This window comes from Novosphingobium sp. EMRT-2 (assembly GCF_005145025.1).
GTDB lineage: Bacteria > Pseudomonadota > Alphaproteobacteria > Sphingomonadales > Sphingomonadaceae > Novosphingobium.
This window is the reverse complement of sequence record NZ_CP039695.1, coordinates 1,177,229-1,193,801: the sequence shown is the minus strand read 5'-3', so window position 1 is coordinate 1,193,801 and position 16,573 is coordinate 1,177,229. Positions and strand designations below refer to the sequence as shown.

Sequence of the window (16,573 nt, the reverse complement as noted above, 5' to 3'; positions counted from 1 at the left end):
GCCCATCGGGCACGCGGAATGATCGTGTTTGCTGCAACGCACCCGTCCGGTGGCATTCGTGAACTGTGGGGCAATCTCGCCGATGCGCTGGCCGAGCGCGGCTTCGAGACCCAATGCGTCGCGTTCTATCCGCCGCGCTGGGGAGAGGCGGGTGGCGGAGATGGTAGCGGAGCCGGGCGGAGCTGGCTCCATTTCGTTTCCGGGCCACTGCGCAATCCCGTCCGTGCCGTTCGTCTGGTGTTCGCGCTGGCGCGATGGCTCAGAGCGCATGAACCGCGGCTGGTGGTGACGGCGATGCCCGCCGCCAATGTCCTGGTGCCGATCGTGGCGCGCTGGAGCAGCCCCGCGACGCGCGTTGCCATTTCCCATCATTCGCCGGTCGAAACGCACGCGCCGCTGCTTAACCGGCTCGATGCGTGGTCCGGGCAGTTGCGCAATGTCCGCGCGATCATCAGCGTGTCGCACGCCGTGTCCGCGTCGCTGGCCAGCAAGCCGGCCGCGTACCGCGCCAAACGCCGGGCGATCCGCAACGCGCTGCCGCCCGATATCGAAACCTATCTTTTCGGCATGGCCGGTGAAGTCAGGGATGCGCCAACCCAGCGACGGATCGTCAGTACCGGGCGGCTGGCCTATCAGAAAAACTACCCGATGCTGCTCCGCGCGCTGGCGGAGGTGCCGGATGCTTCGCTCGATATTGTCGGGACCGGGCCTGACGAGGCGGAATTGCGGGCGCTGGCGGAGCAACTGGGCATTGCGGAGCGGGTCCGCTTCCTTGGCGTCCGCCCCCGGCGCGAGGCGCTTGCCATTCTGGCCGGGGGCGATGTGTTCGTGCAGGTCAGCAGGTTCGAAGGGCACAGTCTCGGGCTGATCGAAGCCGCGCGCGTAGGATTGCCGCTGATCGTTTCGAATGTGCCCGAGCAGGTGGAAGCGGTCACGGCGGAAGGTGGCGACGCCTGCGGCATCGTGGTTCCGCTTGACGACGATGCCGCCCTGGCCGGGGCGATCACCGCGGTGCTGAACGATTCCGCCGCTTACCGGCGGTGGAGCGCGGCTGCGCGGCGGATCGCGGAGGAAGCGCGGTTCGATGCGGTTGTCGACGCATACGAGGCATTGGCGGTCTGATGCGCGGGGCGAACAACAGGCACTATCTGCTCAACATGCCGCCGCCGCCGCTGATGGCGCTGATGTCGCCCGCGCGCGTGCGCAGGGTCATCGCCCTGATCGCGATGGTCATGCTGTTCGGAATGCTCGTGATCGGCACCCGGCCCTTGCAGGTGCGGGTTGCCGATCCGGCAACCGCGATGGGCGACAGCACGCGCCAGTTCTGGTATATCTCGATTTTCGTCATGCTGATCCTGGGATCGCAGTGCTACAACAACATGCAGCGGCTTTGGGTCCTTCCGCCGAGCATGGCGCTGGTGCTCGTGTGGTCGGCGGTCACGTTGTTCTGGTCGGCCGATCCCGGCATCGGGATGCGCCGGCTGCTGCTGACCGCGATCCTTATCTGGTCGATCTTCCGGATATGCGATGAACTGGGCTTCCGGCGATCGATGGCGGCCTTGCGGATCATCCTGGCGGTGGCGCTGGTGCTCAATTTCGCAGCGGTCGCGGCCAGCCCAGTGGCAGTCCATCAGGAAGGGGAGAGGATGGACCTCAACCTGGTCGGGTGCTGGCGCGGATTGCTGGAGCACAAGAACTACACCGGAGCCTTGTGCGCGGTCACGGTTCTGGCATTCGTGTTCGGCGGCAACCACTGGCGCCTGCTTCCCCGCGCGGCGGTGTTGGCCGGCAGCAGCTATTTCCTGTACAGGACCGGTTCCAAGACATCGATGAACATTCTGCTGGTGGCGATCGGCACGGGCTGGCTTTACCTGCTGTACAGCCCGGCCTATCGCGCCTTCCTCGTCCCCCTGGCGATGGTTGCCGGTGCGGGCATAAGCTATTTCGTCACGACCCGGTGGGGTGTGATCGTGGCGCCGCTCTACAGCCCCGACCAGTCGCTGCTGACGGGGCGCGTGGTGATCTGGCCGGTGGTGCTGGACTATTGGTACGATCATCCCTGGGGCGCCGGGTTCGGTTCGTTCTGGAACGTCGGGCTGGATGGCCCCGTGTTCCGATACAATCAGGACTGGGTCGCGCGGCTGGGCAACGGCCATAACGGCTACCTGGACTTGCTGGTCACGATCGGGCCGGTCGGCCTTGCCCTGGTCATGCTCGCCGTGTTCGTTTCGCCGCTGACGAGCCTGCTGACGAGCCTGACGTTGCCACGGGGGGCGGCGGCGTGGATCGTTTCGGTGATCGTGTTCGCCTTCGGTCACAATCTGACGGAATCGACGCTGCTGGATCGAGACGCTTTGCTGGAAGTGCATCTGATGTTTGCTCTCGGCCAACTGGCTGCGCTGCTGCGCGCGTCGGGTGAAGCGAAAGCCGTCCGGAGCAAGGGGGCGGTGGAAACGCGCGGCGGCGCGGATGCCGTGGTGGCCGATACCAATGCCGCAATGGTTGGGGGAACTCTATGAACACCGAAGCGCGCGATGATGGCTGGCGCCTGGAAAAGCCGGCCAACCGCCAACTGCTCGCCGCCTGCCTTGGCGGGGTGCTGCTGCTCGTGCTGCTTGGGCCGCTGATGGTCTATAGCGACCAGCCCATGCTGGGCGAGGGCAACGCCGGGCGCCAGCTGGCCTATTTCGCGCTGACGGCAGCGGTTCTGTTCGGCCTTCGCCCGGCGGAATGGCGCCGGTTGATCGCCGTGCCGATTCCCCTGGTCGTGGCGCTCGGCTGGTGCTGGCTCAGCCTTTCGTGGTCGATCGATCCCTCGGTCGCGTTGCGGCGCATGATCCTGACGACGCTGGTGATCTGGATCATCTTCGTCAGCGTCCGGCAGATCGGATCGGCATTGACCGTCAACATCCTGCGGATCGCGCTCTGCGTCACGCTTTTCGCCAACTTCGTCACCGTCGCGCTGTTTCCCGATTTCGGGATTCACCAGGCCAACGCGATCGGCGACAAGGAACTGGTGGGAAGCTGGCGTGGCATCATGATGCACAAGAACTTCGCCGGCGAAGTCAGCGCGCTGCTGATACCTTTGCTGATCTTCGACGCGCCGCGCAAATGGCTCTGGCCGCGTGTGGCCGGAATCGTGGCGGCGGCGGTATTCCTCTACTTCTCGCACTCCAAGACCTCGCTTGGCCTGATCGGCGTGGCCGTGCTGGCCGGCTTCGCCTTTGAACGGCTGCCTGCGCGCCGCCGCGTCTATGTCATCCCGCTGCTGATGGTGGTGTTCGCGGCGGCTGCGCTGCTCAACGATCTCTACAGCAATCCGCTGGAAGCGCTGTTGCGCGATCCCGAAGCGGTGACCGGGCGTTCCTCGGTCTGGCGTGCCTTGCTGGCCTACCTCAACGATCACCTGTGGCTGGGGTCTGGCTACGGTTCGTTCTGGAACGTCGGCCCGATCAGCCCGATCTTCAAATACGCCAAGGGCTGGATCACCGAACTGGCGAACGGCCACAACGGGTTCCTCGATCTGGCGGTCCAGATCGGCGTTCCGGGCGCGCTGCTGGTGGTTGCCTCGGTGATCGTCGTGCCGTTGGTCCAGGTGTTCAGCGACCATCGGCTGAAGGCGCAACGTGTGGCCATCGTGATCGCGTTCATCATGTTCGCGTTCATGCACAACACCACGGAATCCAGCCTGTTCGACCGTGACGTGATCATGCAGGTGATGCTGATGTTCGCGCTGGCGCTCATCCCCGCGTTGAAGGCCGAGGCCGATCGCGCCGACCGCCGTCGCGTCAGCTCGCCATGGGCCACGGCGAGTATGCGACACGCGCTTTCATGAACCGACTGGCGCGTTACGTCCTTGCCGCGCTTGGCCCGGTGGCGACGGCGGGCGCGCAGTTCCTGCTTTCGCTGCTGCTGCTGCGATCGTTGCCGCCGGCGGCGTTCGGCGGCTTTTCGTTCCTGCTGATAGCGGCGACACTGGCAACGAGCGTGTGGAGCGCGATGTTCTGCGCGCCGCTGCTGGTGTTCATGACGCAACGGCGGGAGCAGGGGGCGGACCAGGCGGCAAAGGCGGTGCTGATGGCCAGCGTTGTCGGTGCGGCGATCGCGACGGTCGGGTTCGCCGCGCTGGCGCTCGCGACGGGTTTTCCGGCGGAAGCATCGGTGATCTTCGCCTTCTTCGCTTCGCTGGGCCTCGTCCGCTGGCTGGGCCGCGCCCACGCCTACGCGCTGGGACACCAGACGCGCACCATCGCTTCGGACGTGGTCTATGCGGTGTCGCTGATGGGGGGGATCGGCCTGCTGTTCACGCTGGAGGCGATCACGCTCGACCATGCCTATCTGGTATTGCTGGTGGCGACTGTGGCCGGGATCGGCGCGCTGGGCAGACCCTATGCCTCGGCGCTGCTGATCGCGCCCACACCAGCGGTGCTGCGGGGCTATCGCCGGGTATGGCGCGAGCATTCGAGCTGGTCCCTGGCCGGGGTGGTTTCAACCGAGGCAACGGTGAACTGCCATGCCTATCTGGTGACGGCCATCTGCGGGCCGGCGGCGTTCGCGCCGATCGCGGCGACGCAATTGCTGATCCGTCCGATCACCGTGGCGACCAATGCGCTGATGGAGTTCGAGCGCGCGCAGATGGCCCGGCAACTGGGCGAAGGCGCGGTGGATTCGGCCGCGCACGCCTTGCGGCTGTTCCGGATGGTGCTGGCGGGTGTGTGCCTGCTGGTGGGGCTGGCGGTGCTGGCGCTGTTCCTGTTCGCCCCGCGCCTGCTGTTTCCGGCGCATTATGCCATGCCCGTGCTGGTGACGGGGGCCGCATCGTGGTTGACGGTGGCTTTCATCCGCGCCATCCGCACGCCCGAAAGCGCGCTGTTGCAGGCTGCCGGCGCATTTCGGCCTCTGGCGATGGCCAGCATCTATTCCGCCGCGTTTTCCATCGCCACGGTGGCGACGGTTCTGGTGTTCGCGCAGCCGATCTGGTCGGTGGCGGGCGTACTGGGCGGAGAACTGGTGTTCCTGTACTGGGTATGGCGCAAGGCGTGGCAATGGATCGCTTCGGCGCGGCGGCCCGATCCCGGCGCCAGGGGCGGCGAAGTGGCTGGCGCTTGGGCGCGTTAGGGACGGTAGAGATGGAACAGGGGCAGGATCGGCCGTTGCTGACGATCGGGATCAAGGCGCTGAACGAGGAGGAGCACATCGCCGCCGCGATCGCCAGTGCGCTGGCCGCCGTGGCGCGTGTGGGTGGCGACGTGGTGCTGGCCGACAGCGGATCGACCGACCGGACTTTGGAAATCGCCCGGACTTTCCCGATCCGCATCGTGCAGCTTGCCAACCTGGACGAGCGGTGCTGCGGTGCGGGGGCGCAACTCGCTTTCCAGCACGCGACCGGCGAGTTCTTCTATCTGCTCGATGGAGACATGGAACTCGATCCCGCCTTCATCGATGCGGGCATCGCCTTTCTGCGTGATCATCCAGGCCATGCGGGCGTGGGGGGGCGGGTGCGCGAAATGAATGCCACCAACGCCGAGTTCAAGATCCGCGCGGCCAAGGTGGCCGAAGGCAGCGACTGGCAGCCCGGCGATGTGGACCGGCTCGATTGCGGCGGGCTGTATCGCGTCGATGCCGTGCGCGCGGCGGGGTACTTCGCGGACCGCAACCTCCATGCCTTCGAGGAATTCGAACTGGCGGCCCGGCTGGCGGCGCGGGGGTGGAAGCTTGCCCGTATCGATGTGCCGGCGGTGCGGCACTATGGCTATACCACGCAGGGCTATCGCCTGCTGATGCGGCGCATCCGGTCGGGCTATACCGGTGCGACCGGTGAAGTGCTGCGTGCCGCGCTGGGCAGGCCGCATCTCGCGGTCGTTTTGCGGCGGCTGGGCCATATCCGCAAGGGCGTGGCCGTACTGGGCTGGTGGGTTCTGCTTGCCCTGCTTCTGGTGGCGCGGGCGCCCTGGTGGTTGTCCGTGCCCTATGCTCTCGCGCCGATGGCGTGGTTCTGGTGGCGCCGGCGTTCGCTGGAACTCGTCCCTTATTCGTTTCTCGTGTGGAACAGCACCGCATTGGGTCTTGTGACCGGCCTGTTCCGGCCCCGCGTGCCACCGGAGCGGCCGCTGCAATCCGTCGATCTCGCGTAAACAGGGGGCAACGGCGCAAAGATGCCCTGAAGCCCCTTGCCGCGGTTGCAACAGTTCCCATATCGCGGGGCATGGGGGGAAGCGCAGAAGTCATCACGGGCATCTTCGAAGCGGGCGGGCTGCGGCTTGACCGGGCGCTTGCGGACGTATCCGGCCTTTCTCGCGAACGCATAAAGGCGCTGATCGAGGAAGGCGGGATCGAGGTCGGCGGGCGTATTGCTACGCAGGCTTCCTCTAAACCCGCGGCGGGCACGCCTTACACGATCCGCGTGCCGGAAGCCGCGCCGGCGGAAGCGGTGGCGCAGGATATTCCGCTGGCGGTCGTGTACGAAGACGCGGACCTGATCGTGATCGACAAACCGGCCGGTCTGGTGGTTCATCCTGCGGCGGGGAATCCCGATGGTACGCTGGTCAACGCCTTGCTGCACCACTGCCGGGGCCAGCTTTCGGGCATCGGCGGTGTGGCGCGGCCGGGGATCGTCCATCGCATCGACAAGGACACGTCCGGCCTGCTGGTCGTGGCCAAGACCGATGCCGCGCATGAAGGGCTGGCCAGGCAGTTCGCCGATCACTCGATCACGCGCGCCTATCGCTGCGTCACTGCCGGCCAGCCGCTGCCGCCTGCCGGAACGATCCGGGGCGCGATCGGCCGGTCCAGCCACGATCGCAAGAAGATGGCGCTGGTCGAGGAAGGCCGGGGCAAGCACGCGGTGACGCATTACCGCACGCTGGCGCCGCTGGACGAGGCGGCGCTGGTCGAATGCCGGCTGGAGACGGGGCGGACGCACCAGGTGCGCGTTCACCTTGCGTCAATCGGCCATGCGCTATTAGGCGATCCTGTATATGGACGCACGCCCTCCCGGCTTCGGCCGCTTCTTTCCCGGCTTGGTTTCCGCCGTCAGGCATTGCACGCGGCCGAGCTTGGATTCCTCCACCCGGTCGGCGGCCAGCCGCTCCACTTCGCCAGCCCGACGCCCGTCGATATGCGGGAACTGATCGTCGAATTGTGCGTTGAGGGGCAGAATGCCGTGGCTATGTCCAATCTCTAGCATTAGCATCCACTGGTATAATAGATATCAACCCGCGAAGATTCCATGTGTGGTCCCGCCGCCGAACGCCCATTAGGGGTTCAGGCACTGGGGTTCCGACGCGAAGAAAGGAAGTGTTCAGGTGAGTGAACAGAAGAACGCGCTGTCCGTCCCCTCGTTGAACGGGGAAGCCAGCCTCAACCGCTATCTGGCGGAAATCCGCAAGTTCCCGGTGCTGACCGCCGAGCAGGAATACATGCTCGCGAAGCGCTATCAGGAACACCAGGATCCGCAGGCCGCCGCCCAGCTCGTCACCAGCCACCTCCGGCTCGTGGCCAAGATCGCGATGGGCTATCGCGGTTATGGCCTGCCGGTTTCGGAACTGATTTCCGAAGGCAACATCGGCCTGATGCAGGGCGTCAAGAAGTTCGAGCCGGATCGCGGCTTCCGCCTGGCCACCTATGCGATGTGGTGGATCAAAGCGTCGATGCAGGAATTCATTCTGCGCTCGTGGAGCCTCGTGAAGATCGGCACCACCGCCGCGCAGAAGAAGCTGTTCTTCAACCTGCGCCGGATGAAGAAGAACCTCGAGGCGTTCGAGGATTCGGACCTCCATCCTGACGACGTGCGCAAGATCGCGACCGATCTCGGCGTGCCCGAGCAGGAAGTGGTCAACATGAACCGCCGGATGATGATGGGTGGCGACGCCAGCCTCAACGTCCCCATGCGCGAGGATGGCGAGGGCAGCTGGCAGGACTGGCTGACCGATGACCGCCCGTTGCAGGACGAGACGGTGGCCGATGCCGAGGAAGCCCAGTTCCGCCACGAAATGCTGGTGGAAGCGATGGACAGCCTCAACGACCGCGAACGCCACATCCTGACGGACCGCCGCCTGATCGACGAGCCGAAGACGCTCGAGGAACTGAGCCAGGTCTATAACGTCAGCCGCGAGCGCGTGCGCCAGATCGAGGTGCGGGCGTTCGAGAAGCTGCAAAAGGCGATGCAGCGGATCGCCGGCGAACGGCATCTGCTGCCGGCCGGCTGATCGTTTCCCTTCGCGCGGACAAGAACAAAGGCCGGGGAATCTCCCCGGCCTTTTTCGTTAGGAAGCCTGCTTCTCCGCTATGGAGTCAGGGCTGGCTCGCCACCTTCACCGGTGGGATCTGCCCGCCGCCCAGCGCCATGAACAGGCCCACCGTGTCGGTCAGCCGCGCGGCGCGCGCGGTGATGAGCTGCTGGCGCGCCGCCGCCTGCGTGGCCGACGCGTTGAGCACCGACAGCGTGCCGACCGCACCGAGCTGCAACTGGCGCGTGGCGAAGCCCAGGCTGGTGCTGGCCGAGCGGTCTCCCCGGTCCGCCGCATCCAGCGCCGCGCCATCGGTCTGGAGCGCGGTGAGCGCGTTCGAGACATCGGCGAAGGACTGGAGCGCGGTGGCGCGGTAATTGGCCTTGGCCGCTTCCAGCGCGTCTTCCGCCGCGTGCTGCTGGTGGCGCAGTGAGCCGCCGTGGAACAGCGGCGCCCCGATCGAGCCGATCAGCGCCCAGAACGGGTTGCCGCTGGCAAACATGCTGGCGAAGTCCAGCGCCGCGCCGCCGGCGTTCGCGCCCAGCGTGATCGAAGGCAGGCGCGCGGCGATGGCGGTCTTCACGTCTGCCGCCGCGCCTTCCATCGTCGCCGCTGCGGCGACCACATCGGGCCGGGTGGCGACGAGATCGGACGGCAGGCTGAGCGGGAGGTCTGCCGGCAGTGCCAGCGCATCGAGCGAGGGCAGGGCGGGCAGGGGGAAACCCGGCGCGACGCCGAGCAGCACCTGCAAGGCGCTGCGGTTGGCGGAGAGCGCGCGGTCCAGCGGAGGCAGCGCGCCTTCGGCCGCCGCCAGCGCCGCTTCCTGCGCCGCCACGTCGGCCGCGCCGACCGCGCCCAGCGCCTGCCGCTGGCGCAGCAGGTTCAGGATGTCGCGGTTGCTGGTAACGGCGCTGCGGGCGGCGTCCGCCTGCGCTTCCAGCGCGGCGTTCTGGATTACCGCCAGCGCGGTGTTGCCCGCGACCATGGTCTTCACGCCCGCCAGCCGCGCCTGCTGCGCGCGCGTGGCCGCCTGCGCGGAGCGGATGCGCGAGCGCGTCTCTCCGAACAGGTCGAGCGTGTAGGTCAGGTTGACCTGCGCGGTGTGCAGCGTGAACAGCGAGGGCGTTTGCGTCGGCAGGGGTGACGACAGCACGTTGCCAACGCGCTGGCGCGAGGCCTGATAGCCCGCGTCGATCTGCGGGAACAGGCCGCCCCGCGCCACGCGGGTCAGTTCGCTTGCCTGCTTGAGCGTGGCCTGCGCGACCTGGATATCGTTGTTGGCGGCAAGCGCCTGCGCGACGAGGCCGTCGAGAGCGGGGCTGCCAAACGCCTTCCACCATTCGCCTTCCACCGCCGCGCCCGGATGGACCGCCTGGGCGGTGCCGGCCTGGGGCGCGATCGGCGTGTCCAGCACGCTGGCGGGCGCGTTGCCCGCCGGTGTGGGCGGTTGCGGCAGATCGACCTTGACCGGAGCGGCCAGCGTGGGCGTGGCCGTCGCGAGCAGCAGCGCCACCTTGAGCGCGACGTTCATCAGGGGACGCGTCATGCCGGCACCTCCGTTCCTTCCTCGCCTTCGTCGCCTTGTCCTTCGGCCTTTTTTGCCCAATTGGGCTGCAGGCGGCTGGAGAAACGGTCGATCAGCAGCGGCAGGACTAGCAGGATCAGCACGGGCGCGAGCGTCATCCCCCCGACCACGACGAGCGCGAGCGGCTTCTGCACCTGGCTGCCGATGCCGGTCGAGAGCGCCGCCGGCAGCAGGCCGATCGCGGCGACGAGGCAGGTCATCACCACCGGCCGCAGCGAATTGGTCATCGCGGTCTTGAGTGCCGAGGCACGGTCCGCCCCTTCGTCTATCGCCTGGTTGAAGTTCGTCACCACAAGGATGCCGTCCATCACCGATATGCCGAACAGGGCGACGAAGCCGATCGCGGCGGAGATGCTGAACGCCGTCCCCGTCAGCAGCAGGCCCAGCACGCCGCCGATGATCGCCATCGGGATGACGCTGAACGCCAGGAAGGTATCCCGCAGCGAGCCGAAGTTGGCGTAGAGCAGGCCGATGATGATGACGAGGCTGATCGGCACCACGATCTCCAGCCGCGCTATGGCGTTCTGCAGGTTGGCGAGTTCGCCCGCCCATTCCAGCGAGTAGCCCGGCGGCAGCACCACGTGCTTGGCGATGTTCGCCTGCGCTTCGGCCACGGCGCTGCCAAGGTCGCGGTCGCGGACCGAGAACTTGATCGGGATGTAGCGGGACTGGTGCTCGCGATAGATGAACGAGGCGCCGGTCGTCAGCTTGATCTCGGCGAGTTCCGACAGCGGCACCTGGATCGGTGTGCCATCGGGCGAGGTCGCGCCCACGGTGATGCGCTTGACCGCCTCGATGCTGTCGCGCTGTTCGGGCTTCAGGCGCACCACGATCGGGAAGTGGCGGTCGGTGTGCGGTTCGTAGATATCGCCGGGCGAGGTGCCCCCGATGGCGGCGGCGACGGTCTGGTTGATGTCGTCAGGCGTCAGGCCATAGCGGGCGGCCTTTTCGCGATCGATGTCGATGCGCACGGTCGGCTGGCCCAGCGACTGGAAGATGCCAAGGTCGGTGATCCCACGCACTTTCTGCATCTGGTCCTTGATCTGGCTGGCCAGCTTTTCCAGCGTTTCCAGATCGGGGCCGAACAGCTTGACCGAGTTCGCGCCCTTCACGCCCGAGGCCGCTTCCTCCACGTTGTCCTCGATGATCTGCGAGAACGAGAAGTCGACGCCGGGGTACTTCTCCTGGAACTTCTGCGAGAGTTCCTTGATCAGCTTTTCCTTGTCCATGCCCGATGGCCATTCATCGAACGGCTTGAGCGGGACGAAGTATTCGACGTTGAAGAAGCCGGTGGCGTCGGTGCCATCGTCCGGGCGGCCGTGGGCCGAGAGGACGGCGGTGACTTCCGGATACTTCAGCATGTCGCGCCGGATCGACTGCGCGGTCTTTTCGCCCGCTTCCAGCGAGATCGAGGCCGGCAGCGACGCGCGGATGTACATGTTGCCTTCTTCAAGGTGCGGCAGGAACTCGATGCCGAGCGAGCGCACTCCGATCAGCGCGCCTACCAGCAGCAGACAGGCCCCGCCGATCGTGAACAGGCGGTTTTTCATCGCGAAGGCCGCCGCCGGGCCATAGACGCCACGCATCTTGGTAACGATCCACGTTTCCACTTCGCTCAGCTTGTCGGGCAGCAGCATTGCCGAAAGCGCCGGGGCCACGGTGAATGTGGCGATCAGGCCGCCGATGATGGCATAGGCATAGGTCTTGGCCATCGGGCCGAAGATGTGGCCTTCCACGCCGGTCAGCGTGAACAGCGGCAGGAAGCTGGCGATGATGATCGCGGCGGCGAAGAAGATGCCCCGGCTGACTTCGCTGGACGCGCCCAGCACCGCCGAGAGCCGGCTGGCGAAGGTATAGTGCGCGCCCGTATCCTTGTGGGCTTCCACCTCGTGCGATCGTTCGGCCATGTGCCGGAATATGTTCTCGACCATGATCACGGTCGCGTCGACGACAAGGCCGAAGTCGAGCGCGCCAACCGAGAGCAGGTTGGCGGATTCCCCCTGGAGCGTGAGGATCAGCACGGCGAAGGCAAGGGCGAAGGGAATCGTCGCCGCCACGATCAGCGCGCTGCGCAGGTTGCCGAGGAAGGCCCACTGCAGGAAGAAGATCAGCAGCACGCCGGCGACGAGGTTTTCCATCACGGTATGCGTGGTGACGCCGATCAGGTCCGAACGGTCGTAGATGCGTTCGAGCTGCACGCCGGGCGGCAGCACGCCGGTAGTGTTGATCTTCTCGACTTCGGCCTTGACCGCCTGGATCGTGGGCATGGACTGCGCGCCACGGCGCATCAGCACGATGCCCTGGACGATATCGTCGTCGTTGTTGAGGCCGGCGATGCCGTTGCGCGGCAGGTTGCCGATGCGGATCGTGGCCACGTCCTTGACCAGCACGGGGGCATTGCCATCGCGGGCGACGACGACGTCCTCGATCTGGCTGACCGACTGGATCAGGCCGATGCCGCGCACGATCGCCGCTTGCGCGCCGAAGTTGATCGTCTGGCCGCCGACGTTCGCGTTGCTGTGGCTGATCGCGGTGATGACCTGGCCGACGTTGGCGTGGTGGGCGACCAGCTTGTCGTGGTCGATCACCACTTCGTAGGAGCGTTCCTTGCCGCCCCAGCCGGTCACGTCGACCACGCCGGGGATCGCGCGGAAGCGGCGCTGGAGCACCCAGTCCTGCAGGGTCTTGAGATCCTCGACCGAATAGCCCGCCGGCGCCTTGATGCGGTAGCGGTAGATTTCGCCGACCGGGCTGGTGGGCGAAATCTGCGGCACCACCCCGCCGGGCAGCGGTGGCAACTGGGCCAGGCGGTTGACCACCTGCTGCAGCGCCTGATCGTAGTTGTAGTCGTAGGTGAACTGGATCTTCACGTCCGACAGGCCGAACAGCGAGATCGCGCGGATCGCGTTCATGTGCGGCAGGCCCGACATCTGGACCTCGATGGGGATGGTGACGTTGCGTTCCATCTCCTCGGCCGAAAGGCCGGAAGACTGCGTCACCAGTTCGACCATCGGCGGAACGGGATCGGGATAGGCTTCGATGTTGAGGTTGTAGAACGCGATGCCCCCGGCGACGAGCATCGCGACGAAGAAGCCGACGATCGTCAGCCTTTGCCGCAGGGCGAAACGGACGAGCCTGACCATCAGTCGCCAAGCCCCGCTTCGTTGACGAACAGGGCGCCGTCGGTGATGATCTTGGTGCCGGGCGCAATGCCGGAGGTGATGGTGACGTAGCCGTCATGGCTTTCGCCCACGGTCACGTTCTGCGCCTTGACCCGGCCCTTGCCCAGATAGACCCAGACCCGCGCGGTATCGCCTTCGTTGATCACCGCGACCGCCGGCACCGCCAGCGCGCCCGGCGTGCTGCTGGGCGCCTTGATCGTGAAGCTGGCGAACATCTGCGGCTTCAGCGCGCCATCGGCATTGGCGATGGTCGCGCGGACCGGCAGGCGGTGCGTGACGGGATCGAGCTGCGCGCCGACGTTGTCGATCACCGCATCGAACACGCGGCCCGGCCATGCGTTGGTGGTGACGTTGACGTGATCGCCAACCTTCACCCGCGTGGCATCGCTTTCCGCGACTTGCGCGATCAGCCATACCCGCGACAGGTCGGCGATCACGAACGCCGGCTGGCTTCCGCCCACCTGCACGAATTGCCCGGCGGAAACCGCGCGGGTGGCCACGGCGCCGGAGATCGGCGCGCGCAGCGTGGCGAGCGCGCCGCTGCCGCCGCCGCCGCCGAACACCGATAGCTTGCCGCGCGCCGCCGCTGCCGCCGCATCGGCGACGCGCACGGCCGACTGGGCGCTGGCGAGATCGGCCTGCGCCTGCTGGTAGTCCTTCAGCGCGCCGCCGGCGGTCTTGTAAACCTGTTCGGCCCGCGCGGCGTTCTCCTGCGCCACGCGAAGCGAGGTGCCGGCCGCCGCGCGCTGCGCCTCGGCCGACATCAGTGCGTTGCGGGCGTCCGCAATATCGCCGGTGCGGATGCTGAGCAGCGGCTGGCCCGCGCCGACGCGCGCGCCGGCTTCGACGAAGACGTTCACCACCTGGCCCGAATAGGGCAGGAACACCGGGGTGCTTTGCGTGCCGTCCACGTCGATCATGCCGGTGGCGCCGGTGCGGATTTCTCCGTCATCGGCCTGCACCGTCTGGATCTTCATGCTGGCGATCTGGCCCTGGGTCAGTTGCAGTTCGCCCGGCGGCAGTGCTGGGGGAGGCGTTTCGGGGTGCCGGAAAAGGGCGCGGGCCAGCGTGATCGCGCCGTAGATCGCCACCACGGCGACAACGGCGATGATCAGCAGCCTGATCTGCCGCGACCGGCTGAGTGCCGGAACATCATGTTCGAAAGTCATCGGTACCCCACGTCAAAACGCTGCGCGCGCCAAGCATACCATGCCTGCATTGCGGCCGCGAAGTGGCCGTCCACCCCGTTCCGGGTCAACTTAAACATGCGTAATGTGCAGGCAAGAATCGCCGATTTCCGGGCCTTTCAAAGCCTCTTTGCTTGCCGCCCGGCGTCCGGTAAGCAAAGGGCATGTTCGAGAGCCTGAAGCCCTCCCGCCCCACCCGCAACCATGGCTTCGCCTATCGCGCTGGCTGGTGGATAGGCCGCGCGATCATTGCCTTTCTGGTCATCAGCGTGGGTTTGACGGTGCTTTACAAGTTCGTGCCCGTGCCGGTCACGGCCACCATGCTGATGGACCCCAACGGCTTCACCAAGGACTGGACCTCGCTGGACGCTATCGATCGCAACATGGTCGATGCGGCGATCGCCGGCGAGGACGCCAAGTTCTGCCTCCATTCCGGCTTCGATGAGGACGCGATCCTCACCGCCTGGCGCCGCAACCAGCAGGGCGGGCGCATTCGCGGTGGCTCCACGATCAGCCAGCAGACCGCCAAGAACGTGTTCCTGTGGCAGGGCGGCGGCTATTTCCGCAAGGGCCTGGAAGCCTGGTTCACCGTGCTGATCGAAACGATCTGGGGCAAGCGGCGGATCATGGAGGTCTATCTCAACGTCGCCGAAACCGGGATCGGGACGTACGGCGTCGAAGCCGGCGCGCAACGGTACTACAACAAGGGGGCGCGGCACCTTTCGCGCATCGAGGCCGCCCGCATCGCCGCCGCTTTCCCGCAGCCCAAGGTGCGCGCGGTGACGGGGGCGACCGGCTTCACCCGCCGCCACGGCAACGCCATCGCCGCGCGCGTCAACACGGTCCGTGCCGATTACGACACCTGCGTCTATCGCTGAAACGACGTTGGCGCTGGGAGGAGGCTTGCCGGCGTCTCCCGAGGCATCAGGAGTTCTCCCGGCCGGGATCGAGTCGGCCGCGAACCGCACCGCCGGCCTGTGCGATGTTCGTTCGAGGTTGAGACGACGCGGACCAGCCATTCCCACCCGCTGAGAGGGTGCGTGTCCAAAAATTCATGAAGCGGGCTGGCGGGCGAATAAAGGTGGCGTTCCGATGACGTCCGGAGCGCGAAGCAGGCCGGGGAAATCCCCGGCCCGCCATCGGCGTCAGTTTCCGGCTTCCTTGACGATCAGCGTATAATCGCCGCCATCGTCGCCCACGCTGAAGGCGCGGACCCGCACGAGCAACGGGCCGCTGGTGCGCGCGGTGATGTTCATCTTCTCGGTGCCCGAGGTGTTGTCGTCCACGGTGCGGCTGGCGGCGAAGCCCGCCCCGTCCTTGCCGTCTTCGGGTTCCAGCGGATCGGGCTGGCCGACTTCCAGCACGGCGTCATAGGGCGCGTTGAGTTCGAGACGATAGGAACGTCCCGCCACGACCGGCAGGATATAGAGCCGGGTATCGTCGCTGCTGGCGAGCTTGCCCTGCACCGGCGTGCCGGCACGGAGCGCGGCGGGCGGCGGCGGCGGGGGAGGGGCCTGGGTCGGCTGGACCACGACGGTCGCGTCGTTGGTCTCGTCGGACAGCGATTCGAGCTGGACGTAATAGGTGCCCGTGGCCGGCAGCTTGCGCTGGATCTTGGGGTTCAGCCCGTCGCTGTCGTCGTTGTCGGCGATCACTTCGTAGCCGCCGCCGGCGACCGGCGCGGCCAGATGCAGCACGGTATCGCTTTCCGAGGTCGCGGTGATCTTGACCCACTGGCCCGCCTTGCCTGCGAACGACCAGACGCGCGGCGCGCCCTTGCTGATCTTCACGAAATCGCTGCCGCCGATCTCCAGCGGCGTGGCCGGGCGGGGCTGGGCGGAAACAGCGCGCGGGCGTAGCAGGATTTCACGGGCCACGTCGGCAGCATCGGTGGCGATCACGTAGCGGCCGGCCTTGGGGGCGGACAGGCGCAGCGTCAGCGTGCCATCGTCCGCGCGCGCCAGGCTGCCGCCGCTGGCGAAGACGTCGCTGGGGAGGGGTGCCACGACCCTGCCGGTCGCGTCGCAGGCGGAAAGGCCGGTGGCGGGCGCCTTGCTGTCATGCTCGTCATCGTCGCCGGAATCGGCCGCGCCGACCGGCGCCAGCTCAATCTGGAGACCTTCGCCGGCCGCGAGATCGACGGCGAAGCGCGGGGCGGAGCCTGCCGGCACCTGCTCCAGCTTGCCCACGGGCAAGGCGCGGGCGCCATCGGCGGAACAGGCCGCCAGAGCCGGATCGGCAAGCGCGATCGTGGCGAGGGCAAACGAGGCGGAAAGAAGCAGTCTGGTCTTCATTTCGAGAAACGGTCCCATGCGCCGGGTCCGAGATGGAAACCGGCGGCGATGTCATGCCATGAAGCGCGCGCCGACGCAGTGGGGAATCGCACACCGA

12 protein-coding genes are annotated in these 16,573 nt (G+C 66.8%); 8 read left to right on the top strand and 4 right to left on the bottom strand.

Annotated elements, in window-relative coordinates:
• Positions 1-18 precede the first annotated feature (18 nt).
• The 7 genes from FA702_RS05750 to rpoH all read left to right on the top strand — a co-directional run bounded on the left by FA702_RS05750 (position 19) and on the right by rpoH (position 8,207).
• Positions 19-1,122, top strand: coding sequence for a glycosyltransferase (locus FA702_RS05750; protein ID WP_168195998.1), 1,104 nt, complete (start codon positions 19-21; stop codon positions 1,120-1,122).
• Positions 1,122-2,519, top strand: coding sequence for an O-antigen ligase (locus tag FA702_RS05745; protein WP_124808022.1), 1,398 nt, complete (start codon positions 1,122-1,124; stop codon positions 2,517-2,519). The genes FA702_RS05750 and FA702_RS05745 overlap by 1 nt, the downstream gene beginning before the upstream one ends.
• On the top strand, positions 2,516-3,835 hold the full coding sequence (locus FA702_RS05740; protein ID WP_124808021.1) for an O-antigen ligase: 1,320 nt from the start codon (positions 2,516-2,518) through the stop codon (positions 3,833-3,835). The genes FA702_RS05745 and FA702_RS05740 overlap by 4 nt, the downstream gene beginning before the upstream one ends.
• Positions 3,832-5,118: a hypothetical protein gene (locus FA702_RS05735; protein WP_136955370.1), complete on the top strand. Its 1,287-nt coding sequence runs from the start codon at positions 3,832-3,834 to the stop codon at positions 5,116-5,118. Before FA702_RS05740 ends, FA702_RS05735 begins: the two co-directional genes overlap by 4 nt.
• An 11-nt stretch (positions 5,119-5,129) precedes the next feature.
• Complete coding sequence (locus FA702_RS05730) at positions 5,130-6,134, top strand: glycosyltransferase (protein WP_124808019.1); 1,005 nt, start codon at positions 5,130-5,132, stop codon at positions 6,132-6,134.
• Between the two features lie 71 nt (positions 6,135-6,205).
• Positions 6,206-7,183 (top strand): RluA family pseudouridine synthase, encoded by a 978-nt coding sequence (locus tag FA702_RS05725; protein ID WP_124808018.1) that lies wholly within the window; start codon positions 6,206-6,208, stop codon positions 7,181-7,183.
• Positions 7,184-7,304: 121 nt separating this feature from the next.
• Complete coding sequence (rpoH, locus tag FA702_RS05720) at positions 7,305-8,207, top strand: RNA polymerase sigma factor RpoH (protein WP_124808017.1); 903 nt, start codon at positions 7,305-7,307, stop codon at positions 8,205-8,207.
• An 85-nt stretch (positions 8,208-8,292) separates the two neighbouring features.
• On the opposite strand, the gene FA702_RS05715 is transcribed toward rpoH, so the two are convergent.
• Genes FA702_RS05715 through FA702_RS05705 form a run of 3 tightly spaced genes read right to left on the bottom strand, consistent with a single transcriptional unit; the run spans position 8,293 to position 14,164 of the window.
• The gene (locus FA702_RS05715) at positions 8,293-9,774 is read right to left on the bottom strand and encodes an efflux transporter outer membrane subunit (RefSeq protein WP_136955369.1); all 1,482 of its coding nucleotides are present in this window, start codon (positions 9,772-9,774) and stop codon (positions 8,293-8,295) included.
• Positions 9,771-12,956 (bottom strand): efflux RND transporter permease subunit, encoded by a 3,186-nt coding sequence (locus tag FA702_RS05710; protein WP_136955368.1) that lies wholly within the window; start codon positions 12,954-12,956, stop codon positions 9,771-9,773. Before FA702_RS05710 ends, FA702_RS05715 begins: the two co-directional genes overlap by 4 nt.
• Entirely contained in the window at positions 12,956-14,164 is a 1,209-nt protein-coding gene (locus FA702_RS05705; RefSeq protein ID WP_136955367.1) for an efflux RND transporter periplasmic adaptor subunit, read from the bottom strand. Before FA702_RS05705 ends, FA702_RS05710 begins: the two co-directional genes overlap by 1 nt.
• A gap of 182 nt (positions 14,165-14,346) precedes the next feature.
• On the opposite strand from FA702_RS05705, the gene mtgA reads away from it, so the two are divergent.
• A complete protein-coding gene (gene mtgA / locus FA702_RS05700; protein ID WP_136955366.1) occupies positions 14,347-15,060 on the top strand; it encodes a monofunctional biosynthetic peptidoglycan transglycosylase in 714 nt (237 codons plus the stop codon).
• Positions 15,061-15,327: 267 nt separating this feature from the next.
• Here mtgA and FA702_RS05695 read toward each other — a convergent pair whose 3' ends face one another.
• Positions 15,328-16,476 carry a PPC domain-containing protein gene (locus tag FA702_RS05695; RefSeq protein ID WP_136955365.1) on the bottom strand — a complete coding sequence of 383 codons (1,149 nt, stop codon included), beginning with the start codon at positions 16,474-16,476 and terminating at the stop codon, positions 15,328-15,330.
• Positions 16,477-16,573 lie beyond the last annotated feature (97 nt).

Excerpts from the sequence above, each read along its gene's own strand:
- FA702_RS05725 (WP_124808018.1), top strand. The coding sequence starts at position 6,206 with ATGGGGGGAAGCGCAGAAGTCATCACGGGCATCTTCGAAGCGGGCGGG.
- FA702_RS05710 (WP_136955368.1), bottom strand. The coding sequence starts at position 12,956 with ATGGTCAGGCTCGTCCGTTTCGCCCTGCGGCAAAGGCTGACGATCGTC.
- FA702_RS05745 (WP_124808022.1), top strand. The coding sequence starts at position 1,122 with ATGCGCGGGGCGAACAACAGGCACTATCTGCTCAACATGCCGCCGCCG.
- FA702_RS05735 (WP_136955370.1), top strand. The coding sequence starts at position 3,832 with ATGAACCGACTGGCGCGTTACGTCCTTGCCGCGCTTGGCCCGGTGGCG.
- FA702_RS05740 (WP_124808021.1), top strand. The coding sequence starts at position 2,516 with ATGAACACCGAAGCGCGCGATGATGGCTGGCGCCTGGAAAAGCCGGCC.
- FA702_RS05750 (WP_168195998.1), top strand. The coding sequence starts at position 19 with ATGATCGTGTTTGCTGCAACGCACCCGTCCGGTGGCATTCGTGAACTG.
- FA702_RS05730 (WP_124808019.1), top strand. The coding sequence starts at position 5,130 with ATGGAACAGGGGCAGGATCGGCCGTTGCTGACGATCGGGATCAAGGCG.
- FA702_RS05715 (WP_136955369.1), bottom strand. The coding sequence starts at position 9,774 with ATGACGCGTCCCCTGATGAACGTCGCGCTCAAGGTGGCGCTGCTGCTC.
- FA702_RS05695 (WP_136955365.1), bottom strand. The coding sequence starts at position 16,476 with ATGAAGACCAGACTGCTTCTTTCCGCCTCGTTTGCCCTCGCCACGATC.
- FA702_RS05705 (WP_136955367.1), bottom strand. The coding sequence starts at position 14,164 with ATGACTTTCGAACATGATGTTCCGGCACTCAGCCGGTCGCGGCAGATC.
- mtgA (WP_136955366.1), top strand. The coding sequence starts at position 14,347 with ATGTTCGAGAGCCTGAAGCCCTCCCGCCCCACCCGCAACCATGGCTTC.